This is a genomic window from Microbacterium sp. HJ5 (assembly GCF_054824025.1).
This window is the reverse complement of sequence record NZ_JSYE01000012.1, coordinates 123,172-145,293: the sequence shown is the minus strand read 5'-3', so window position 1 is coordinate 145,293 and position 22,122 is coordinate 123,172. Positions and strand designations below refer to the sequence as shown.

Here is a 22,122-nt window from a genome sequence, read left to right as displayed (position 1 = left end):
AGCACCGATGAGAGATCCGCTGCTCTCCGTCCACGACTTCTCGATCGTCTACGACGTCGATCCCCCGGTCCGGGCCGTCAAGAACGTCACCCTCGAACTTCAGCGCGGCGAGATCCTCGGACTCGCCGGCGAGAGCGGGTGCGGCAAGACGACGCTCGCCTACGGCATCCAGCGCCTGCTCAAACCGCCGGCCGTCATCACGAGCGGCTCCGTCCTCTTCCACGATGCGAGCGGTCAGGACATCGACGTCAACGGCCTCGAGCCCGAGGAGATGCGCCGCTTCCGCTGGGACAAGATCTCCATGGTCTTCCAGGGCGCGATGAACTCGCTCAACCCGGTCGCCACCATCGGGTCGCAGCTCGAGGACGTCTTCGAGGTGCACCGGCCCGACCTCTCGCGCCGCGAACGCCGCGCGGCGGTCGTCGAGCTGCTCGAGATCGTCAAGGTCGGCGCGCAGCGCCACCGCTCGTATCCGCACGAGCTCTCGGGCGGCATGCGCCAGCGCGTCATGATCGCCATGGCGCTCGCGCTGCGGCCCCAGCTCATGGTGATGGACGAGCCGACCACTGCGCTGGACGTGCTCGTGCAGCGCGAGATCCTCCGGCAGATCTCGCACCTGCGCCACGAGTTCGGATTCTCGGTGATCTTCATCACCCACGACCTGCCGCTGCTGCTCGAGATCAGCGATCGCATCGCCATCATGCGCGACGGCGAGATCATCGAGCTCGACACCGCCGAGCGGATCTGGACCGATCCGCAGACCGACTACACGCGGACGCTCCTCGCCTCGTTCCCGCGACTCACCGGAGAGAGGGGGGTGGTCCACCGATGACCGTCCTCGAGTTCGACGCCGTCACCAAGGTGTACTCCGTGCGCGGCGCCGGCCAGATCAAGGCCCTCGACGATGTGAGCTTCACGCTCCGCTCGGGCCAGACCATCGGCCTGGTCGGCCAGTCCGGCAGCGGCAAGTCGACCATCGCGAAGATCCTCACCCAGCTGGAGACCCCCACGAGCGGCGAGGTCCGCCTCGACGGCGAGCCGATCCCGCGCCGGGGCAAGGGCCTGCGGGCCTATCGCCAGCAGCTGCGGATGGTCTTCCAGGATCCGTTCGCGTCGCTCAATCCGTACCACTCGATCCGCTACGCGATCCAGCGGCCCCTCCAGCTCGACGGCGTCGTGCCGAAGGAGCAGCTCGACGACGAGGTGCGCCGCCTGCTCGGCCGCGTCCGACTCGACGCCGACGCCGTGATCGAGCGCCGGCCCCACGAGCTCTCGGGCGGGCAGCGTCAGCGTGTCGCGATCGCCCGGGCACTGGCATCCCGTCCGAAACTGCTCGTCGCAGACGAGCCCGTCTCGATGCTCGACGTCTCGATCCGACTCGGCGTGCTCAACCTGCTCGCCGACCTGCAGCGCGAAGAGGGGCTGGGCGTGCTCTACATCACGCACGACCTCGCGACCGCCCGCCACTTCAGCGACGAGATCATCGTGCTCAACCAGGGACGCGTCGTGGAGCACGGTCCCGCCGACGACGTCATCCTGCGCCCCCAGAACCCGTACACCCAAGAGCTGCGCGCGGCATCCCCCGATCCCGACACGTACTTCGCGCACGCAGCCGGCATCCTCGGAGGTGGCAAGTGAGCGCCGTCGCCCCCCAGCTCCCCGCCCCGGACTTCGACGCCGTCGAGGCGGGCACGACCGCGACCGGCGCCGTCAAGGCCCGCGCACGCATCCCCTGGCGCTTCCTCGGCAACCGCGTGCTGTTCTACCTGTTCACGCTGTGGGCCGCGATCACCATCAACTTCTTCCTGCCGCGGCTCATGAAGGGCGACGCGGTGACGGCGTACCTCGCGCGCAACCGCAACGTCACCCCCGAGGCGGCGGAGGCGCTGCGCGCGCTGCTCGGGCTCGACACCGACAGGTCGCTGTGGCAGCAGTACCTCGACTACTGGGGACTGCTGCTGCGCGGCGACATGGGGATCTCGCTCCTGCACGGCATGCGCCCCGTGACCGAGGTCGTCGGTCAGTCGCTCATCTGGACCGTCGGCCTGGTCGGCTTCGCCACGCTCATCGCGTTCGCGATCGGCACCATCGGCGGCGCGATCGTCGGCTGGCGCCGCGGCAGCCGCCTCGACGCGCTCATCCCGATCACGACGTTCCTCGGCACGATCCCCTACTTCTGGCTGGGCCTCGTCGCCATCTCGGTGTTCTCGGTCTCGCTCGGCTGGTTCCCCATCGGCAAGGCCTACGGCGTCGGCGTCCAGCCGGAGTGGTCGTGGGAGTTCGTCGGTGACGTCGTGCACCACGGCTTCCTCCCCGCGGTGACCATCATCATCGCCTCGCTCGGCGGATGGATGCTGGGCATGCGCAACATGATGCTGACGGTGCTCGACGAGGACTACGTCATGGTCGCACAGGCGAAGGGCATGCCGAACAACCGGGTGCTCTGGCGCTATGCCGCCCGGAACGCCGTGCTCCCCCAGATCCAGAGCTTCGCGCTCGCCCTCGGCTTCATCGTCGGCGGCACGATCGTGATGGAGGTGGTCTTCAGCTACCCCGGCGTCGGCAAGCTGCTGCTCGACGCCACGAACGCGAAGGACTACGCCCTCATGCAGGGAGTGTTCCTCGTGCTCACGATCTCGGTGCTCCTGGCGAACCTCCTCGCCGACGTCGCCTACGCATTCCTCGACCCGCGCACGCGCCAGACGGAGGCCTGAGCATGAACACCATCACCGGCGACACCGTGACCCAGCGCCAGGCGAACACTCCGGCGACAGCGACCGTCCGCACCCCCGCGCCCGCTTCCCCGGCCCGCGGGCCGAAGAAGCCGACCTTCTGGTCGAAGCTCGGCTCGGCCTTCGCGATGTTCCGCAACGGGAAATCGATCGCGGGCCTGTCCATCCTCGGCTTCTTCGTGCTCGTCGCGATCTTCGCCGACGTGCTCGCGCCCTACTCGCCGACCAAGGTCGACAACACCGCGCGCTTCCAGCCGCCCTCCGCGGCGCACTGGCTGGGCACCACCCACATCGGCGAGGACGTGCTGAGCCAGGTCATCCACGGCACGCGCGGCGTCATCGTCGTCGGCTTCCTCGCGGCGATCATCGCCACCGTCCTCGCGATCGTGGTCGGCGTGATGTCGGGCTACCTGCGCGGGTGGAAGAGCGAGGGACTGTCTGCGCTCACCAACGTGTTCCTCGTGATCCCAGGCATCCCGCTGATCATCATCGTCGCCTCGATGTTCGAGGACCCGCCCCTCATCCTCATCGCCGGCGTGCTGGGCCTCATCGGCTGGGCGTGGGGCGCTCGGGTGCTGCGCGCGCAGACGATGTCGCTGCGCAGCCGCGACTTCGTGCAGGCCGCGAAGGCCAACGGCGAGCCGCTGCGCCGCATCATCACCGTCGAGATGCTGCCCAACCTCATGGCGCTCATCGCCGCGAGCTTCGTCGGCACCGTGACGGCGGCGATCATCGGCCTCACGACGCTGTCGTACATCGGCATCATCCCGGTGACGACCTACAACTGGGGCACGATCCTCAACTGGGCCGGTGCGCAGGGCGCGTTCCGCCAAGGCCAGTGGTGGTGGTTCCTGCCCCCGGGCCTGTGCATCGCCGCGATCGGCGTGGCGCTCTCGCTCATCAACTTCGGCATCGACGAGTACGTCAACCCGCGCCTGCGCTCCGCGGGCGAGCGCGCCCGCGCCCTCAAGAAGAAGGGCATGAACGTCAACGACACCGTCACGGCCGTCCGCACTGAGCCCGCGACATCCCGACAGGAGAACCCGTGACCAACGACGCCTACCTCGACCCCGCACTCCCGGTCGAGGCACGGATCGCCGACCTGCTGGGCCGCATGACCCTCGAAGAGAAGGTCGGGCAGATGCTGCAGCTCGACGCCCGCGAGGACCTCGACGACCAGATCCTGCGCATGCACGCCGGGTCGATCCTGCACGCCTCCCCTGCGCGCGTGCTGCGCGCTCGCGACCTCACCCTGCAGACGCGCCTGCGGATCCCGTTGCTCGTCGGCGAGGACTGCATCCACGGCCACGCGTTCTGGGAAGGCGGCACCGTCTTCCCGACCCAGCTCGGCATGGCGGCGACGTGGGATCCGGCGCTCGTGGAGCAGGTCGCACGCGCCACCGCCGCGGAGGTGTCGGCGACCGGCATCCACTGGACCTTCTCCCCCGTCCTGTGCATCGCACGCGACCTGCGCTGGGGCCGAGTCGACGAGACGTTCGGCGAGGACCCGCACCTCATCGGCGAGCTCGCCTCGGCGATGGTGCGCGGGTACCAGGGCGGCGGACTCGACGACCCCGACGCGATCCTCGCGACGGCGAAGCACTTCGCCGGATACTCCGAGACGCAGGGCGGCCGTGACGCGAGCGAGGCCGACATCTCGCGCCGCAAGCTGCGGTCGTGGTTCCTGCCGCCGTTCGAGCGCGTCGCCCGCGAGGGATGCCGCACCTTCATGCTCGGCTATCAGACCACCGACGGCGTGCCGATCACGGTCAACGACTGGCTGCTCAACGACGTGCTGCGCGGCGAGTGGGGCTACACCGGCACCCTGATCACCGACTGGGACAACGTCGGCCGCATGGTGTGGGAGCAGAAGGTCCAGCCCGACTACGCCCACGCCGCCGCCGCGGCGGTCAAGGCCGGCAACGACATGGTCATGACCACGCCGGGCTTCTTCCCCGGCGCGCTCGAGGCGATCGAGCGCGGGCTCCTGGCCGAGAGCGACCTCGACCGCGCCGTCTCGCGCATCCTGCGCCTGAAGTTCGAGTTCGGCCTGTTCGAGAACCCTCGCCTGCCCGACGCCGCGCGCATCGAGACGGCGATCGGCAGTGCGGAGCACACGGCCCTCAACCTCGAGACCGCGCGCCGCTCGCTCGTGCTGCTGCACAACGACGGCACGCTCCCCCTCGCCGCCGACGATGCTCCGCGCCGCATCGCCGTGGTGGGACCGCTCGCCGACGACGCGCAGACGCAGCTCGGGGACTGGGCCGGATCGTCCGGTCAGGTCGACTGGCTGCCCGACGGGCAGCCGCGCGAGCTCATCACGACGGTGCTCGACGGACTGCGCGCCCACGCGCCGGCGACGTGGGACATCACGCACGCGCGGGGTGCCGACATCCTGACCCTCGAAGAGGATCCCGAAGGCTCCTTCTTCCCCGACGGGCAGCCGCGCCCACAGATCGTCGTGCCCGTCGAGCCCGACGCCGCGCTCATCGCCGAGGCGGTGGAAGCGGCAGCGGGCGCGGACTGCGTCGTCGCCGTCGTGGGCGACCGCGTCGAGCTCGTCGGCGAGGGCCGCTCGACGGCGACCCTCGAGCTGCTCGGCGGCCAACAGGCGCTGCTCGAGGCGCTCGCGGCGACCGGCACCCCCCTCATCGTCGTGCTGCTCGCATCGAAGCCCCTCGTGCTGCCGCAGGCGGTGACGGATGCCGCGGCCCTGGTGTGGACCGCGAATCCGGGCATGCAGGGCGGTCGAGCCATCGCCGAACTGCTGCTCGGCGAGATCGAGCCGTCAGGACGCCTGCCGATCTCGTTCGCACGCCACGTCGGTCAGCAGCCGACGTACTACAACCAGCTGCGCGGTCAGCACGGCTCGCGCTATGCCGACCTCACGCAGAGCCCCGCGTACGCGTTCGGCGAGGGCCTCTCGTACACGACTGTCGAGTACTCCGACCTGCGGATCCTCGAGCCGGTCCTCGGCGCCGACGACACCGTGCGCGCGACCGTGACGGTGCGCAACACCGGATCGCGGCCCGCGCGCGAGGTCGTGCAGGCCTACGTGCGCGACAGCGTGACATCGGTCAGCTGGGCCGACAAAGAGCTCAAGGGGTTCACCGTCGTCGACGTCGAGCAGGGCGCCGAGGCGACGGTCGAGCTCGCGATCGCGGTCGCCGACTGCACGATCGTGGATGCCGACGGCCGACGTGTCGTCGAACCGGGAGCGTTCGAGCTGCTGGTGGGCCCGTCGTCACGCGACGAGGTCCTCCTGAGCGCGGGCTTCACGGTGTCGACGGAGGCCGCCGTGCACACGACCGCTCGAGTGACCGAAGCGGCGCTCACCCCTTGAATCCCGAGGGCGGCGACGCGGCGAGTCACTCCTCCGCGTCGTCGTCCTCGTCGGAGTCGGAGTCGGAGTCGGAGTCGGACTCGTCTTCGTCCTCGTCGTCCGAGTCGTCGTCCTCGTCGGACTCGTCATCGTCCGGATCGTCATCGTCCGGATCGTCATCGTCCGAGCCGTCGTCATCCGACTCGTCGTCCAACTCGTCGATGTCGACGCCGTCGACGTCGCCGGCGTGGAGGATCGGCGAGCCGTCGTCGTCGAAGTCGGCGGCATCGAGGTCGTCGACATCGTCGAGCTCGTCGCCGTCATCGTCATCCGACTCGTCATCGTCTTCCGCCGCGTGCGGGCTCTCGGCGAGCGCGACCTGCGCCGCCTGGTACTCGGCGAGGCGCACGGCCCACGGGACCCAGTCCGGCGCGAGGAGCGCACCGTCGCCGGGAAGCAGCTCGACCTCGAGCACCGTCGGCTCGGAGCCCTCGACGCGCGCGAGGCTGACCGTCCAGAACCACCCGGGGTACCCCGACAGGCGGTTCGCGAAGCGAAGGGACACGACGCCGTCCGCCTCGACGCGGTAGTCGGCGGGGTCGCCGATGGTGGCGGCGGGAGTGATCTCGCGCAGCGCCGCGAGCGCCAGGTCGTGCGCCTCGAGCAGAGTGGGGTCGGGCTCGGCCGGAACCTCAGGCTCGGCCGGAACCTCGGACTCGGCCGGAACCTGGGGCTCGGCCGGAACCTCAGGCTCCTCAGGCTCCTCAGGCTCCGCAGACGCCTCGGTCGCGGCCTCGGGCTCGACGGGGGTCTCGTCGTCCGACGTCGCGTCGGGCGCGGCATCCGTCACCGTCTCGGGCGCAGGCGGCACGGGCGTCGCAGCTTCCGAAGTCTCGTCGACGGGCGAGTCGGCCGGGTCAGGCGTCGAGTTCATCCGCCACCTTGCGCAGCACGGCAGCGACCTTCTTGCCGTGGGCGCCGCTGGGGTAACGGCCGTGACGCAGGTCGCCGCCGATGCTGTCGAGCAGCTTCACGAGGTCTTCGATGATGATCGCCATGTCGTCGGCGGGCTTGCGCGACCGCTTGGCGAGGCTCACCGGCGCCTCGAGCACGCGCACCGAGAGCGCCTGCAGACCGCGCTTGCCGTCGGCGACGCCGAACTCGAGGCGCGTGCCGGCCTTGGGTGCGGGCGCGCCCGCGGGCAGGGCCGAGGCGTGCAGGAAGACGTCCTGGCCATCATCGGTGGCGATGAAGCCGAACCCCTTCTCCTCGTCGTAGAACCTGACCTTGCCGGTGGGCATGGAGACCTCGCTGGGTATGGCGCCGATGGACGGCGGGCATGGCGGAAGAGGGATCATCCGATCCCATATGCCAGCCTACGGCACGCGTGGACGCGGCGTCCGCGGCGCGGAGGCCAGCCGCTAGGCTGAAGCGGATGAGCACGAACACGCCTGGGGAGGACGTCCCCGTCCGCCGGATCGACCGCATCCTGGCGTTCATGTCGCTGGGCCTCCTCGTGCTGTCGATCGTCAGCTTCTTCGCGATCATGATCGCCTCCGCGTCGGGCGCCGACATGGCCTCCGGCATCTGGCCGCTCGTCGGCGTGCTCGTCTACATCGCGCCGGTCGTCGCCTTCGCCATGATCCTCGCGGTCCTCATCATGAGCTTCGTGCGGAGGTCTCGGGCCAACCGAGGGGGCTGAGTGGTCTCCGACGAGCGGGCGCTTGCGACGTGGCTTGCCGCGCGTGACTACGACGCGCTCGCCGCAACGCTCGCAGGTCGCGGCGTTCCCCCGTCGGTCTCCTGGCACGACTTCTTCGACGCCGCCGAAGGGCTGCTGGATGCCGCATCCGTCGACCGCGCGCTGACCCGGCTCTCCCGCCCCTCGCTGGCCGCGCTCGCCTCCGGTGACGCCGCCTCCGAACCCGAGCTCGTGCGCCTCGCGCTCGCCGCCGACTCCGGCCGCGCCTACCAGCCGGTACGCGAGCGCGTCACCGAGCTCGCCTCGCGCCGCCCAGAGGCCTTCGAGCCGCGGCCGGAACCGCCCGCCCCCGCCCCCGCCGATGAGCGGCGCGAGGCTGCGGCGGCCGAGAGAGCCTTCACGACCGCCGGTTCGCTCGCCGACGCGCTCCTCGCCTGCCTGCACAGCCCGTTCGCCCGCACCGGGTCGGGCGCCGTGAGCGCGGCCGAGCGCAAGCGGCTGGCCGACTCCGGCGCAGTCGGCGCGACCGACGACATCGAGGACCTCCTCGCCGCCGCCGAGATGGCGGGCCTGGCCGTGGCGCAGGAGCGGCAGTGGGTCGTCACCGACGCAGGCGAGCGGTGGCTCGAGGCGCCGACGGCCGAGCGGTGGGCGCAGATCGCCGAGGGCTTCCGCCGCGGGCTGCCGGCCGGGCTGCGCACCGCCGACGGCGGCTTCACCGCCGTCTCGACCTGGCTCGAGGCATTCCCGCTCGATCCGGACTGGCCCGCGCGTGCCGAGCGCCTCCGCCGCGTCGGCAGGGCCTGGGGGCTTCTCGACGGCGATGCCGTGGAGTTCTCGTGGACGACGGCGCTGCGCTCCGGCGCCGAGGCCGATCCGTCCGCTCTCTCCGCGCACCTCCCGGCCGAGATCGACCGCGTGTACCTCCAGGCCGATCTGACGGCGATCGCGCCCGGGCCGCTGGCCCCCGCGCTCGACCTGCGCCTGCGGGGCATCGCGATCCGCGAGTCGCGGGCACAGGCCTCCACCTATCGCTTCACGGCCGATTCGATCGGCGCCGGCATGACCGAGGGCGAGACCGCCGCGACGATGCGCGACTTCCTCGCGGGGCTGTCGCTCACCGGCATCCCGCAGCCGCTCGAGTACCTGATCGAGAGCACCGCTGCTCGCCACGGGTTGGTGCGCGTGCGCGCCGATCAGGCCGCAGGACGGACGCGGATCGAGAGTCCGGATGCCTCGCTCCGCGACACCATCGCGATCGACCAGGCCCTGCGTCCCCTCGGCCTGCTCGCCGACGGCGACACGCTCGTCTCGCGAGTCGCCCGCGACGCCGTCTACTGGACGCTGGCCGACGCGCGCTACCCCGTGATCGCGCTCGACGACGCCGGGGCTCCCGAGCCGGTGCGACGCCGCGCGGCGTCGGCGCCCGCAGAGTCCGGCGCGGCGACCTCCGCCGACACGTACGCGCGGCTCCTCTCGGCGCTGCGCAGCGGCCACGGCACCGAGGGCGAAGAGGGATGGCTCGGCCGCGAGCTCGAGCAGGCGGTGCGCGCCCGCGCCGAGATCGTCGTCGTGGTGCGCATGCCCGACGGGTCGGAGCGCACCCTCACGCTCGAGGCGTCCGGCCTGGGCGGCGGCCGCCTGCGCGGCCGCGACCGCGCGGCTGACATCGAGCGGACGCTGCCCGTGGCGAGCATCGTCACCGTGCGGCCTGCGTGATCCGGCGTGCGTGATGCGACCCGCGTGACCCGGCCGGTTCGCGCCATCTGCGGCCCGCGCCGGTAGAATTGCCCGTTATGGCTGACGGCCCCCTCATCGTCCAGAGCGATCGCACCGTGCTGCTCGAAGTCGCTCACCCCGACGCCGAGAGCGCCCGGCACGAACTCGCGATCTTCGCCGAGCTCGAGCGCGCCCCCGAGCACATCCACACGTACCGCATCACGCGGCTCGGACTGTGGAACGCGCGCGCCGCGGGGCACGACGCCGCCGACATGCTCGCGACCCTCGACCGCTGGTCGCGCTTCCCCGTGCCGCCGTCGGTGTCGATCGACATCTCGGAGACGGTGGGGCGGTACGGACGGCTCGTGATCGAGCGCGCCCCCCTCGCCGAGGACGGGTCCGGCGGTGAGCTGATCCTCCGGTCGACGGATGCCGCGGTCCTGGCCGAAGTGTCGAAGAACAAGCGGATCCAGCCGCTGCTCATCGGCCGTCCCTCCCCCGACGCCTTCGTCGTCGACGCGTGGGCCCGGGGCCACATCAAGCAGGAGCTGCTGAAGATCGGCTGGCCGGCCGAGGATCTCGCTGGATACACGCCGGGGACGCCGCATCCGATCGATCTTGCGGAAGACGGCTGGAACCTGCGCCCCTACCAGCGGCAGGCCGTCGACATCTTCACCGACGGCGGCTCGGGCGTCGTGGTGCTCCCGTGCGGCGCGGGCAAGACGCTCGTCGGCGCCGGCGCGATGGCCGCGACGAAGACGACGACGCTCATCCTCGTGACCAACACGGTGAGCGCCCGGCAGTGGCGTGACGAGCTGCTCAAGCGCACGTCGCTCACTCCGGAGGAGATCGGCGAGTACTCCGGGCAGTCGAAGGAGATCAAGCCCGTCACGATCGCGACGTACCAGATCCTCACCGCGAAGCGGAAGGGACAGTACGCCCACCTCGCTCTGCTCGACGCCCTCGACTGGGGCCTCATCGTCTACGACGAGGTGCACCTGCTCCCCGCGCCGGTGTTCAAGCTCACCGCCGACCTGCAGGCCCGCCGCCGCCTCGGCCTCACCGCGACCCTCGTGCGCGAAGACGGCCGCGAGGGCGACGTGTTCAGCCTCATCGGCCCCAAGCGCTTCGACGCGCCGTGGAAGGAGATCGAGGCCCAGGGATTCATCTCGCCCGCGGTCTGCTACGAGGTGCGCGTCGACCTGCCCGCGGGCGACCGCCTCGAGTACGCAGCCGCTGCCGACGACGAGCGCTACCGCCTCGCCGCCACGGCGCCCGCGAAGATCGGCGTGGTGCGCCGGCTCGTCGACCGTCACGCAGGCGAGCGCATCCTCGTGATCGGGCAGTACCTCGACCAGATCGACGTGCTCTCCGAGGCGCTGAACGCGCCGAAGATCACAGGGGCGACGCCGGTCGACGAGCGCGAGGAGCTGTACCAGGCGTTCCGCGTCGGCGAGATCTCGCTGCTCGTGGTGTCGAAGGTCGCCAACTTCTCGATCGATCTGCCCGAGGCATCCGTCGCCATCCAGGTGTCGGGCTCGTTCGGATCGCGCCAGGAGGAGGCCCAGCGCCTCGGACGCCTGCTGCGCCCGAAGGAGTCCGGCAACACGGCGAGCTTCTACACGCTCATCGCGCGCGACACGGTCGACCAGGACTTCGCCCAGAACCGCCAGCGCTTCCTCGCCGAGCAGGGCTACGCCTACACGATCCTCGACGCCGACGGCATCGCCGCCTGAGGCCGCGCCGGCCGCGTCGGCGCGTCGGCGCGCCGGCCGCGTCGGCGCCGTCGGCGCACGTGGGCGAGGAGGAATCGCCGGGAGAGGACGGATGCCGCGCGCCCGCCCTCGATTCGCGAGATCGCCTCGCTGCGCCGCGGCCTCGCGAGCGCGCGGGCGTCAGTCGAGCAGGAAGGCGGCGATCCTCCGAGACACCTCCGCGGGGTTGTCGTCGACGAGGAAGTGCGCGCCGCCCGGGACGAACTCCACCCGCGTGTGCGGGGCGTCCTCCGGGCGCACGTTCATCGCGTCCTTCGGCAACAGGGCATCGTCGGCGCCGAACAGCACCAGCGTGGGGGTCTGGAGGACGCGCCCCAGGTAGCGGCCGCGCATGATGTTCATGAATCCGGGCAGGATGAGTCCGCGGTACAGCTTCGAGGCGGCCCGAGCCCGGCGGGGATCGCGCAGCGCCTCGACGTAGGCGGCGACATCGGCGGCGTCCATCGGCTTCGTCTCGAACCCGCGAAGCAGCCAGTGCGTGAGCCGCTGCCGACCGCCCGAGAGCAGGCGTGGGCCGAGCCCGGGCGTCGCGATCGCCCACTGGAACCACAGGTGCGGCATCGCCTTCATCATCCCCACCGCGAGCGCGCGGTTCATCCGGAAGTACGGCGCCGGCACGGCGACCGCGACATAGCGGCGGATGCGGTCGGGGTGGTCCAGGCACAGGTCGAACCCCACGAGCGCTCCCCAGTCGTGCGCGACGAGGTCGACCTGGTCGAGACCGAGGTCATCGAGCAGCGCGATCAGATCGCGCATGACGGTGGCCGAGTCGTAGCCGCCGTCCGGCGCCTCGGTCTCCCCCGCGCCGCGCAGGTCCGGCGCGATGAGATGCGCACGACCCGACAGCGCGGCCATGACGGGCGCCCACTCGCGTGCGCTCTGCGGGAACCCGTGAAGCAGCAGGACCGGCGCCCCCGCGCCGGCTTCGGTCACGTGCATGCGCAGTCCGTTCGCGGTGACCGTTCGTGAGCGGATGCCGGTGGTCTCGGTCATGGGCGTCATGATACTACTTTCGTAGTACCGTGTCACTACATAGATAGTAAACCGACGAGCATAGGCTTCCCGCCATGAGCACCACCCGCTAACGCGCACTCGACGCGGCCGTCCAGCTGGTCGGCACCGAGGGCATCCGCGCGCTCACCCATGCCCGGGTCGACGAACGCGCCGGCCTGCCCAAGGGCTCGACGTCGAACTGGTTCCGCACGCGTGCCGCGCTCGTCGCGGGCGTCGCGACATGGCTCGCCGAGAGCGAGCGCGCCGACTTCGGCGGCACGGAGGCACCGGCCATCGACACCCCCGAGCAGCTCATCGACGCGCTCAGCCAGGTGATCGCCCTTCAGAGCGGCCCGCTCGCTCCTCGCACGAAGGCGCGCTTCGCCCTCTTCCTCGAGGGCGCGGGCGACGCCGAGATGCTGGCACCGCTGCTGGCCCAGCGACGCGTGTTCGTCGAGTGGACCACGGCCCTCCTCGCCCGCGTCGGCGCCCGCTCTCCCGACGAGGCCGTCCGCGCGCTCATGGCCGCGGGCGACGGGCTCATCCTCCATCGCGTGACCGTCGATCCTGATGCCGAGATCCGTCCCGTGGTCGAGCGTGCCGTGCGCGCCTGTCTCGACTGAGGCATCGGCATCTCCGCCTCTCCGGGTGATTTCCAGACAGGGCATGACTTACGTGGCCATAATGAGGGCATGACAGCACCTCGCATCCTCGTCGTCGACGACGAGCCGAACATCCGCGACCTGCTCATCACGAGCCTCCGCTTCGCGGGGTTCCAGGTGAGGGCCGTGTCCAACGGCGCTCAGACGATCTCGGCTGTCCTCGAGGAGGAGCCGGACCTCATCATCCTCGACGTGATGCTGCCCGACATGAACGGGTTCAGCGTCACCAAGCGCCTGCGCGGAGCCGGATACACCGCGCCGATCCTGTTCCTCACCGCGAAGGACGAGACGGAGGACAAGATCACCGGGCTCAACGCCGGCGGTGACGACTACGTGACCAAGCCGTTCAGCCTCGACGAGATCGTCGCGCGCATCCAGGCGATCCTCCGCCGCACGATGCAGGCCGATGAAGAGTCGATGATCCGCGCAGGCGAGCTCACCATGGACCAGGACACGCACGACGTCCAGGTCGGCGACGCGAGCATCGACCTCAGCCCGACCGAGTTCAAGCTGCTGCGCTACCTCATGCTCAATCCCAACCGGGTGCTGTCCAAGGCGCAGATCCTCGACCACGTCTGGGAGTACGACTTCAACGGAGACGCCGGCATCGTCGAGAGCTACATCTCGTACCTGCGGCGCAAGATCGACCCGCACTCGTCCGAGCCGCTCATCCAGACCAAGCGCGGCTTCGGCTACATGCTCAAGGCGGGCAAGACCGCGTAGTCCGCGGCACGATCGAGGGAGCCACCTCTGGCGCAGAAAACCGACGCGATCACCCGGTGGTGGCGCGGCACGAGCCTGCGCGCGAAGGTCACCGGGGTCACGGTCGCGCTCCTGGCGATCGGGCTGTTCGTCGCGGGGATCGGCACCATGGCCTTCCTGCGCAACAGCCTCATCCTCAGCATCGACCAGCAGGTCGACGCGCTCGCCCGCAGCGAGGTCGCCGGGTCGCTGCTGGACTTCACCGTGCGCAACGGGCAGCTCGAGGTCTCGCCCGCCGACGACGCGCCGCCCACAGACTTCTTCGTCGCGGTGTACGAGCCGGTCGAGGGCACGCACCTCGCGACCGCGGGCGGCGGTGCGGAGTCGCCGCCCGCCTTCCCGATGAAGTACCCGCTCGATGCGGCGCAGTCCGATCAGCTCGAGATCGTGACGATCCCCTCCGAGGACGGCGAAGCGGCCTTCCAGGCCACCGTTACGGTGCAGGAGTACCAGAACACCGGCATCCTGTACTCCCAGATGGTCGCCGTGCCGCTCGCCCCGATCAACCAGGTCGTCGCCAGCTACGTCGGCATCTACAGCATTCTGGCCGTCCTCATCCTCGTGGCGGGCGCCTTCGCGACGCGGTGGCTGGTCACCCTCACGTTCCGCAGCCTCGGCCAGGTCGAGTCCACCGCCGAGGCCATCGCCGGCGGCGAGTTCAGCCTGCGCATGACCGACATCGAACCGACCTCGACCGAGGTGGGGCGGCTCAAGACCGCGATCAACGCCATGCTCGACCGGGTCGACGCCGCGCTCTCGCAGCGCGATGCCACCGTGCGGCAGATGCGCCGGTTCATCGGGGATGCGAGCCACGAGCTGCGGACGCCCCTCGTCACGGTCCGCGGGTACGCCGAGCTGTACCGCATGGGAGCGATCCGCGGCGACGAGGACATCGCCCAGTCGATGGACCGCATCGAGAAGGAGGCCATCCGGATGGGCGTCCTCGTCGAGGACCTCCTCGCGCTGGCACGCCTCGACGAGCGGCGCGACGTGGTGATCGCCCCCGTCGACCTGCGCCCGATCGCACGGGACGCCGCCCTCGACCTGCGCGCGTCCGCGCCGCTGCGGCCGGTGACGGTGATCGACACGACCGCCGAGGACCACCCCGCCCCGCCGACGCCCGACGAGCCGCCTGGGGCACCCGAGAAGCGCCGGCCTCCGACGACCGCGCTCACGCGGGCGGGGGCGACGCTGTCGCTGCTGCGCCGGCGCCCGAAGCCGGTCCCCGCGACGAGCGCCGCGGGCGTGCGGGAGGCGACCGCGGTCGTTCCCGTCGACGATGAGCCCCTACTCGCCGAAGCACTCGTGCCGGTGGTGCTCGGCGACGACAACCGCATCCGCCAGGTCGTCACGAACCTCATCGGCAACGCGCGCAGGTTCACCGGCGAGGATTCCCCCATCGAGCTGCGCGTCGGCGTCGACCCCGCGATGCGCTCAGGCTGGGTGGAGATCGTCGACCACGGCGAGGGCGTGCCCGATCAGATCAAGGACAAGATCTTCCAGCGCTTCTGGCGCGCCGACACGTCGCGCACGCGCGAGACCGGCGGGTCGGGTCTCGGCCTGTCGATCGTGGCGTCGATCGTCGAGGCGCTGCACGGCTCGGTCGGCGTGACCGACACCCCGGGCGGCGGCGCGACGTTCCGCGTGTCCTTCCCGCTCGATGAGGACACGGATGCCGCGGAGCACGTCCACATCGAGACGCAGCCCATCCGGCGCCCGTCGCCCGGGACCGACTGACGCACCGGCTCCTCCCCAGCGGGTCGCGCGGGCGATGCCTCCCCGGCATCGGCGGCAGGGCCGGCCGCCCGCGGCCACCGCTCATAGCGTGGCGGACACGAGGGCGCGGCATCGGGTCGCCCCACGAAGGGAGCAATCATGGCCGTCTTCTCCGTCGACAGCGACGCGGTCCTCGCCACCACCGCGGCCGTCCGCGGCACGCTCGAGCGGCTGCAGGCCGAGTCCAACGCGATGATGACGCAGCTCACGCAGCTGCAGTCGTCATGGACGGGATCCGCATCGATCGCGTTCCACTCCGTCGCCGACAACTGGCGCGCGACCCAGCGTCAGGTCGAGGAGTCGCTCTCGGGCATCAACGTCGCACTGGCCGCCGCCGGCCGGCAGTACGCCGAGGCCGAGCTCGCCACGACGAGCCTGTTCCGCTGAGCTGGCAGGCCGGGAACGACGAAGGGCCCCTCCGTGAGGAGGGGCCCTTCGTGCGTGGCTGGGGTTTCGATACGCGCGCTTCGCGGGCTACTCAACCCTGACCCGAGCCGCGTCAACGCCGCTTCGCGGCATTGATCCGTCTCGCGTCAGAAATCCATGCCACCCGTCGGGTCGCCGGCCGGAGCCGCGACCTTCTCGGGCTTGTCGGCGACGACGGCCTCGGTGGTGAGGAACAGACCGGCGATCGACGCGGCGTTCTGCAGCGCGGAGCGGGTCACCTTCACCGGGTCGTTGATGCCGGCGGCCAGCATGTCGACGTACTCGCCCGTGGCGGCGTTGAGGCCCTGGCCCGCGGGGAGCTCGGCGACCTTGTTCGCCACGACGCCCGGCTCGAGGCCGGCGTTGAGGGCGATCTGCTTCAGCGGAGCCTCGATCGCGACGCGCACGATGTTCGCACCGGTCGCCTCGTCGCCCGAGAGCTCGAGGCCCGCGAAGGCTGCCTTGCCGGCCTGGATGAGCGCGACGCCACCGCCGGGGACGATGCCCTCCTCGACGGCCGCCTTCGCGTTGCGGACCGCGTCTTCGATGCGGTGCTTGCGCTCCTTGAGCTCGACCTCGGTCGCCGCGCCCGCCTTGATGACGGCGACGCCGCCGGCGAGCTTGGCGAGGCGCTCCTGAAGCTTCTCGCGGTCGTAGTCGCTGTCGGTGTTCTCGATCTCGCGACGGATCTGGGTCACGCGACCCTCGATCTGCGACGCCTCACCGGCACCCTCGACGATGGTGGTCTCGTCCTTGGTGATGATGACCTTGCGCGCACGGCCGAGCAGGTCGAGGGTGGCGTTCTCGAGCTTGAGACCGACCTCCTCGGTGATGACCTGGCCACCCGTGAGGATCGCGATGTCCTGCAGCTGAGCCTTGCGACGGTCGCCGAAGCCGGGGGCCTTGACGGCGACCGACTTGAAGATGCCGCGGATCTTGTTGAGCACGAGCGTCGCGAGGGCCTCGCCCTCGACGTCCTCGGCGATGATCAGGAGTTCCTTGCCGTCCTGGATCACCTTGTCGACGATCGGCAGAAGGTCCTTGATGTTCGAGATCTTCTGGTTCGCGATGAGGATGTACGGGTCCTCGAAGACGGCCTCCTGGCGCTCCGGGTCCGTGACGAAGTAGGGGTTGATGTAGCCCTTGTCGAAGCGCATGCCCTCGGTGAGCTCGAGCTCGGTGCCGAAGGTCTGCGACTCCTCGACGGTGACGACACCCTCCTTGCCGACCTTGTCGATGGCCTCCGCGATGAGCGCGCCGATCTCGGGGTCGCCGGCGGAGATGGACGCGGTGGCGGCGATCTCCTCCTTGGTCTCGACCTCCTTGGCGTCGGAGAGCAGCTGGGTCGTGATGGCCTGGACGGCCTTCTCGATGCCCTTCTTGAGCGAGATGGGGTCGGCGCCGGCCGCGACGTTGCGCAGGCCCTCGCGCACGAGCGCCTGGGCGAGGACGGTGGCCGTCGTCGTGCCGTCACCGGCGACGTCGTCGGTCTTCTTCGCGACCTCCTTGACGAGCTCCGCGCCGATCTTCTCGTACGGGTCGTCGAGCTCGATCTCCTTGGCGATGGAGACACCGTCGTTCGTGATCGTGGGTGCGCCCCACTTCTTCTCGAGAACCACGTTGCGACCGCGGGGGCCCAGGGTCACCTTGACGGCGTCGGCCAGCGTGTTCAGGCCGCGCTCGAGACCGCGACGGGCCTCCTCATCGAAAGCGATGATCTTTGCCATGTGTGTTTCGTCCTCCCAGGACGGGGCTTATGGATTAGCACTCAGCGAACCGGAGTGCTAATCCATTCTGGCACTCACCCCTGGGGAGTGCAAGCCACCGTGAGAGGCGCCGCAACACGCAGAAACGGGATGCCGCGGCATCCCGTCCCTGGTCTTCGGAAGCGCCGGGTCAGACCACGCGCACCGACTCCGCCTGCGGCCCCTTCTGGCCGGTGCCGACCGTGAACTCCACGGTCTGCCCCTCTTCGAGCACGCGGAAGCCCGACATGTCGATGTTCGAGTAGTGGACGAAGACGTCCTGTCCTTCCGCCGTGATGAAGCCGAAGCCCTTCTCGGCGTTGAACCACTTGACGGTGCCCTGAGTCATGCGAATCTCCTGATGCTGGTACGACTGGCTTCATCGTATGCACGCGGCGATACCGGCCGACGACCGCTCGGCGACTTGTTGACACAGGGGGACACAACTGTTTACCGGGGCGTAACACCCGGCCCGCCACCGGCGTCAGGGGGTGGGTGTCGCCGACTGACCGGCGGCCGTGCGGTCGAGCCCGATGACGATCGTCAGCTGCCTGGTCTCGGGGTCGGCGGGCTGGTAGACCTCGCTCTGCTCGACGCGCGCGCCGCCGATCGCCTCGGCGAGGCCGGCAGCCGCCGCCTGGTCCTCGGGGGTGACGTAGTACACCGTCGTCTCGGCGAAGTCGTCGGCGCTCGCGTCGCTCGGAAGGACCTGGCCGTCGGTCCATCCCGCCCCGACGACGACGTCTTTCATCTGGGTCGCGAGACCCTGCTCCGGCGTCGCATTGAGGATGACCACCTGATAGCTCGTGTCGAGGACCGGGGTCACCTGCGCGGTGGGCTGGGCGGTGGGCTCGGGCGTGGGGAACAGCTCGATGCGGCCGGAGACCAGCAGAGTGCCGAAGATGCCGACGACGATGAGGACGATGGTCGCGAGCGCGGCCCACAGCAGCACGACCCAGCCGCGCATGCGCGGGTTCTCAGCCCGGTGGGCGCCGACTCGCCCGGCATCCGGAAGATCGTCGAAGCGATCCCGGGGGAAGGTCGTATTCGGCACCCGACGATGCTACCGGGCGCGCGCCTGGGAGCCCGCCCGGCCCGCCCGGGCCTGCGCACGTGCGTCGCGGAGACGCCGCAGGCGCTTCACCAGCATGGGGTCGTGCGCCTGCGCGTCGGCCGTTTCGATCAGGCGGCCCAGCAGCTGGTAGTAGCGGGCGGGAGCCAGCCCGAGCTCGGCGCGGATCGCCTCCTCCTTCGCCCCGGCGTGCCGGCGCCACTCCGCCTCGAAGGCGAGGATGGCGAGGTCGCGGTCGGAGAGGGGCACGTCCTCACGCTAGCCGCGGCGGGGCGCCGCGCCGGCGCGCCACTCCACGGAGGCGCCGAGCGGATCCACCGTGGCGAGGGGCTCGCCGTCGCGGCCGAGGACGAACCCGCCCCAGGTGTCGGGGTCGACGGCCGGCCGCCATGCGTCGTGCAGGCCGGGCGGGTCGATCGAGATCCACACCGCTTCGAGCCGGCGCAGCGCATCGAGCAGGCGCTCGCGCCCCGCGCGCGGGATGTGCGGCAGCACGCCGGGGGTCGTCACGACGAGGGTCGCTCCCGCCGGGGCGTGCGCCGCTGCGGCGGCGAGCACCGCGGGATCGGACGCGTCGCCGGTGAACAGCCTCGGCGGCTCGTCGGCCACGATGTCGAGGGCCGCCTCGATGCGCGCCGCCCGGCCCTCCTCGCCCGGCCACACGAGCGCGGTGAGGAACCGGCGGTCCGACGGGTCGGAGGCATCGAGCGGCGAGAGGTCCACTCCCCCGCGCCACACCACCTCGGGCAGCCGCAGCGGCGGATCGCCCGTGAGGTCGCACGCGAGCAACACCGCCGACGGACCATCCGGAGGGTCGAGCGACGGACCGCCGCGGAACCGGTACGAATAGCGGTCGGGGTACAGGCACAGGCCCGCGCTCGCGCCCAGCTCCAGCAGCGCGATGGGCCCCTCCACGGTGCTGAGCGCGGGCAGGAGCGCGGCGCAGCGCTGCGGCTCGTTGGTCTGCAGACGGCGAGCGGATGCCTCGGCGACGACGTCGTCGGCGTGGGCGGCCAGCCACGCCGACCAGGCCGCGAAGGGCACCTCGGGCGCACCCAGCAGGCGGGTCACGGCGAACACGAGCGGCGGCTGGCGGTGCGTCTCGGGGATGTGGGCGAGGATGCCGGCGGTCGCCGGGTCGCCGGCGACGCCGGCCGCCCAGTCGGCGTAGAGCGCGGACCGGCCCGGTGCTTCGTCGCGCGCGAAGCGCCGGTAGCGCTCGGCGACGGCGGACGCGGCATCCGATCTCATCCGTCCATTGTCACGGCATGCTCTCCGCCGCGGCGGGCCGACCCCGCCGGGACTGGGGTTGAATGGAGGGGTTCCACTCGCACGAGCACCGGAGGACTCATGACGTACACCGTCGACAAGAGCGACGACCAGTGGCGCGAAGAGCTCACCCCGCAGCAGTACGCGGTGCTGCGCGAAGCCGGCACCGAGCGGGCCTGGACGGGCGAGCTGCTCGATGAGAGCCGGGCCGGCCTCTACGCGTGCGCGGCGTGCGGCGCCGAGCTGTTCAAGAGCGGCACCAAGTTCGACTCGCACTGCGGGTGGCCCTCTTTCTACGAGTCCATCCGCCCGGAGGCCGTCGAGCTCATCGAGGACAACAGCCACGGGATGGTGCGCACCGAGGTGCGCTGCGCGACGTGCGGCTCGCACCTCGGGCACGTCTTCCCCGACGGCTTCGGCACGCCCACCGGCGACCGCTACTGCATGAACTCGCTCTCGCTGCAGTTCACACCGGAAGAGACGGAGTGACCGGCGACCACTCGCCGGAGCCGGCGGCCGACGCGCCGGAGCGCCCGGCGCTCGACGCCGTGCGCGCGCGGCGCTCGTGGTCGAAGGTCACCGACGCGGCCCCCACCCACGCCGAGCTGCTGACTCTCGTCTCCGCCGCCGGCCGCGTCGCCGATCACTCGTCGCTGCGCCCCTGGCGCCTCATCGAGCTGCGCGGCTCCGACCGCGAAAGACTCGGACGCGCCATCGCGAAGGCCGAGGGCGACAAGAGCCCCTCGTCGAAGCCGCTGCGCGCGCCGCTGCTGATCGCCGTCGTCGCCAGCTACCGCAAGAGCGACAAGGTGCCCCGGTGGGAGCAGGAGGCGGTGGCCTCGGGCGTCGCGCACGTGCTCAGCCTCCTCCTCGACGAAGCGGGCTGGGGCGTGATCTGGCGCACCGGCGGCTACACGCGATCGAAGGCGGTCGCCAAGGCCCACGGCCTCGACAAGAACGAGGAGCTGCTGGGCTGGCTGTACGTCGGCGGCAAGCCGCCTCGCGCTCGCCTCGGCCGCCGCAAGGGCGTCGAGGCTCGCAAGCACGTGTCGCGCATGCCGAAGGCGAAGAAGGACTGATTCCGGCGGGTCGGCGGCGCACAGCGCTCGGCGGTCGGGGCGGCGTCAGCTCCGGCGGCGCCACGGAACCGCCGCGACGACCACGGAGGCGAGCGCCACGGCGACCATCGCCGCCTGCTGGCCGAGTCCGGGGCCCGCGGGCGCCGGCCACAGGGCGTCGAGCAGCACCGATGTCAGCAGCTGGCCCACCACCGAGCCCAGCGCGAGCAGCAGCACTCCCGTGTACTTGACGATCACCACGGACAGGAAGATGTAGGCGACGCCGATCGGGCCGCCGAGGTAGACCCACGGATCGGTCGGGAACGGCCGGGGCGGTCCGACGATCGCGACGTGCACGATCGCCGCGATCGCAAGCAGCACCGTCCCGCCGATGAAGTTCACCAGGGTGGCCGTGAGCGGAGTCCCGACGCGCTGGCGCAGCCTGCCGTTCGTCGCCTGCTGCCACGCGATGCCGGCTCCGGCCGCGAACGGCAGCACCAGCATCCACACGGGCACGTCGGCGAGCCCGTCGCCCACGAGCGCGATCCCGACGGCGGCGAGCGCGAGCGCGCCGCCGAGCAGTCGGGGCACCGTGACGGCGACGACGCCCGCCGGGCCGTAGCCGATGCGGTCGAGCACGAGTCCGTTGACCGTCTGCCCCGCCACGACGCCGACCGTGAAGAGCGAGACGCCGATCAGCCCGACGGCGAGACCCTGCGTCGCGACCGTGAGCGCTCCGGCGGCGCCACCCGCCAGCATCCACCACGGGATGCCGCGCGAGCGCACCCCCGCGACGAGCCGGCCGAAGCCCGCCCGGCCCGATGGCATCGCGGAGGACAGCACGATGAGGATCACGAGCCCCGACCCGAACGAGACCACGGCGGCGACGAAGCCGTCGCCGAGCCGGACGCCGAGCTGACCGTTCACGCGTGCCTGGATCGCCGTCAGCATGCCGATGACCGCCGCCGCCGTGAGCGCGACCCAGACGGGCACGCCCGATCGCGGCGAGGAAGAGGAGCTCATCGAGCCGGCTACGGGACTTGAACCCGTAACCCCCTAATTACAAGTTAGGTGCGCTACCAATTGCGCCAAGCCGGCAGGCCACCAGT

The 22,122-nt window shown here is 71.0% G+C and carries 23 protein-coding genes and 1 tRNA gene; 14 read left to right on the top strand and 10 right to left on the bottom strand.

Annotation, left to right across the window (positions count from 1 at the left end; translation table 11 throughout):
- Positions 1-7: 7 nt before the first annotated feature.
- From OB08_RS06225 to OB08_RS06205, 5 genes are read left to right on the top strand one after another with little or no spacing between them, the layout of a single operon-like run.
- Positions 8-832, top strand: coding sequence for an ABC transporter ATP-binding protein (locus OB08_RS06225; protein ID WP_461473207.1), 825 nt, complete (start codon positions 8-10; stop codon positions 830-832).
- Complete coding sequence (locus OB08_RS06220; RefSeq protein WP_461473205.1) at positions 829-1,638, top strand: ABC transporter ATP-binding protein; 810 nt, start codon at positions 829-831, stop codon at positions 1,636-1,638. Before OB08_RS06225 ends, OB08_RS06220 begins: the two co-directional genes overlap by 4 nt.
- The gene (locus OB08_RS06215; RefSeq protein WP_461473203.1) at positions 1,635-2,714 is read left to right on the top strand and encodes an ABC transporter permease; all 1,080 of its coding nucleotides are present in this window, start codon (positions 1,635-1,637) and stop codon (positions 2,712-2,714) included. The genes OB08_RS06220 and OB08_RS06215 overlap by 4 nt, the downstream gene beginning before the upstream one ends.
- A gap of 2 nt (positions 2,715-2,716) precedes the next feature.
- The gene (locus tag OB08_RS06210) at positions 2,717-3,781 is read left to right on the top strand and encodes an ABC transporter permease (protein ID WP_461473201.1); all 1,065 of its coding nucleotides are present in this window, start codon (positions 2,717-2,719) and stop codon (positions 3,779-3,781) included.
- On the top strand, positions 3,778-6,075 hold the full coding sequence (locus tag OB08_RS06205) for an exo-beta-d-1,3/1,6-glucosidase (RefSeq protein WP_461473199.1): 2,298 nt from the start codon (positions 3,778-3,780) through the stop codon (positions 6,073-6,075). Before OB08_RS06210 ends, OB08_RS06205 begins: the two co-directional genes overlap by 4 nt.
- A gap of 25 nt (positions 6,076-6,100) precedes the next feature.
- Here the strand turns inward: OB08_RS06205 and OB08_RS06200 are convergent, their stop codons facing one another.
- Together OB08_RS06200 and OB08_RS06195 are read right to left on the bottom strand one after the other, a co-directional pair.
- Complete coding sequence (locus OB08_RS06200) at positions 6,101-6,988, bottom strand: DUF3027 domain-containing protein (RefSeq protein WP_461473197.1); 888 nt, start codon at positions 6,986-6,988, stop codon at positions 6,101-6,103.
- Positions 6,972-7,355, bottom strand: coding sequence for a cold-shock protein (locus OB08_RS06195; protein ID WP_461473195.1), 384 nt, complete (start codon positions 7,353-7,355; stop codon positions 6,972-6,974). Before OB08_RS06195 ends, OB08_RS06200 begins: the two co-directional genes overlap by 17 nt.
- Before the next feature lie 134 nt (positions 7,356-7,489).
- Here OB08_RS06195 and OB08_RS06190 point away from each other — a divergent pair, with 134 nt between their 5' ends.
- The 3 genes from OB08_RS06190 to OB08_RS06180 all read left to right on the top strand — a co-directional run bounded on the left by OB08_RS06190 (position 7,490) and on the right by OB08_RS06180 (position 11,211).
- The gene (locus tag OB08_RS06190) at positions 7,490-7,756 is read left to right on the top strand and encodes a multidrug ABC transporter ATPase (protein WP_461473193.1); all 267 of its coding nucleotides are present in this window, start codon (positions 7,490-7,492) and stop codon (positions 7,754-7,756) included.
- Positions 7,757-9,475: a helicase-associated domain-containing protein gene (locus OB08_RS06185; RefSeq protein WP_461473191.1), complete on the top strand. Its 1,719-nt coding sequence runs from the start codon at positions 7,757-7,759 to the stop codon at positions 9,473-9,475.
- A gap of 77 nt (positions 9,476-9,552) precedes the next feature.
- Entirely contained in the window at positions 9,553-11,211 is a 1,659-nt protein-coding gene (locus OB08_RS06180) for a DNA repair helicase XPB (RefSeq protein ID WP_461473189.1), read from the top strand.
- Between the two features lie 159 nt (positions 11,212-11,370).
- Here OB08_RS06180 and OB08_RS06175 read toward each other — a convergent pair whose 3' ends face one another.
- On the bottom strand, positions 11,371-12,243 hold the full coding sequence (locus tag OB08_RS06175) for an alpha/beta fold hydrolase (RefSeq protein ID WP_461473187.1): 873 nt from the start codon (positions 12,241-12,243) through the stop codon (positions 11,371-11,373).
- Between the two features lie 116 nt (positions 12,244-12,359).
- On the opposite strand from OB08_RS06175, the gene OB08_RS06170 reads away from it, so the two are divergent.
- The 4 genes from OB08_RS06170 (at position 12,360) to OB08_RS06155 (ending at position 15,830) form a co-directional block, all read left to right on the top strand.
- Positions 12,360-12,866, top strand: coding sequence for a TetR/AcrR family transcriptional regulator (locus OB08_RS06170; protein ID WP_461473302.1), 507 nt, complete (start codon positions 12,360-12,362; stop codon positions 12,864-12,866).
- A gap of 69 nt (positions 12,867-12,935) precedes the next feature.
- The gene (locus tag OB08_RS06165) at positions 12,936-13,628 is read left to right on the top strand and encodes a response regulator transcription factor (protein WP_461473185.1); all 693 of its coding nucleotides are present in this window, start codon (positions 12,936-12,938) and stop codon (positions 13,626-13,628) included.
- Between the two features lie 147 nt (positions 13,629-13,775).
- Entirely contained in the window at positions 13,776-15,404 is a 1,629-nt protein-coding gene (locus tag OB08_RS06160; RefSeq protein ID WP_461473183.1) for a sensor histidine kinase, read from the top strand.
- A 138-nt stretch (positions 15,405-15,542) separates the two neighbouring features.
- Positions 15,543-15,830, top strand: coding sequence for a WXG100 family type VII secretion target (locus OB08_RS06155; RefSeq protein WP_461473181.1), 288 nt, complete (start codon positions 15,543-15,545; stop codon positions 15,828-15,830).
- 146 nt (positions 15,831-15,976) lie between these two features.
- On the opposite strand, the gene groL is transcribed toward OB08_RS06155, so the two are convergent.
- The 5 genes from groL to OB08_RS06130 all read right to left on the bottom strand — a co-directional run bounded on the left by groL (position 15,977) and on the right by OB08_RS06130 (position 19,937).
- Positions 15,977-17,596 (bottom strand): chaperonin GroEL, encoded by a 1,620-nt coding sequence (gene groL, locus OB08_RS06150; RefSeq protein WP_461473179.1) that lies wholly within the window; start codon positions 17,594-17,596, stop codon positions 15,977-15,979.
- 169 nt (positions 17,597-17,765) lie between these two features.
- A complete protein-coding gene (locus tag OB08_RS06145; RefSeq protein ID WP_127476195.1) occupies positions 17,766-17,963 on the bottom strand; it encodes a cold-shock protein in 198 nt (65 codons plus the stop codon).
- A 135-nt stretch (positions 17,964-18,098) separates the two neighbouring features.
- On the bottom strand, positions 18,099-18,668 hold the full coding sequence (locus OB08_RS06140) for a LytR C-terminal domain-containing protein (RefSeq protein ID WP_461473177.1): 570 nt from the start codon (positions 18,666-18,668) through the stop codon (positions 18,099-18,101).
- Between the two features lie 9 nt (positions 18,669-18,677).
- Positions 18,678-18,935 (bottom strand): DUF3263 domain-containing protein, encoded by a 258-nt coding sequence (locus OB08_RS06135; protein WP_461473175.1) that lies wholly within the window; start codon positions 18,933-18,935, stop codon positions 18,678-18,680.
- A 9-nt stretch (positions 18,936-18,944) separates the two neighbouring features.
- On the bottom strand, positions 18,945-19,937 hold the full coding sequence (locus OB08_RS06130; protein WP_461473173.1) for a DUF2332 domain-containing protein: 993 nt from the start codon (positions 19,935-19,937) through the stop codon (positions 18,945-18,947).
- A gap of 99 nt (positions 19,938-20,036) precedes the next feature.
- On the opposite strand from OB08_RS06130, the gene msrB reads away from it, so the two are divergent.
- Both msrB and OB08_RS06120 read left to right on the top strand, forming a co-directional pair.
- Positions 20,037-20,444 (top strand): peptide-methionine (R)-S-oxide reductase MsrB, encoded by a 408-nt coding sequence (gene msrB / locus OB08_RS06125; RefSeq protein ID WP_461473171.1) that lies wholly within the window; start codon positions 20,037-20,039, stop codon positions 20,442-20,444.
- A 59-nt stretch (positions 20,445-20,503) separates the two neighbouring features.
- A complete protein-coding gene (locus OB08_RS06120; RefSeq protein ID WP_461473300.1) occupies positions 20,504-21,034 on the top strand; it encodes a nitroreductase family protein in 531 nt (176 codons plus the stop codon).
- A gap of 45 nt (positions 21,035-21,079) precedes the next feature.
- On the opposite strand, the gene OB08_RS06115 is transcribed toward OB08_RS06120, so the two are convergent.
- A complete protein-coding gene (locus tag OB08_RS06115; RefSeq protein ID WP_461473169.1) occupies positions 21,080-22,036 on the bottom strand; it encodes a DMT family transporter in 957 nt (318 codons plus the stop codon).
- 2 nt (positions 22,037-22,038) lie between these two features.
- Positions 22,039-22,111: transfer RNA gene (locus tag OB08_RS06110), tRNA-Thr, on the bottom strand.
- Between the last annotated feature and the right edge of the window lie 11 nt (positions 22,112-22,122).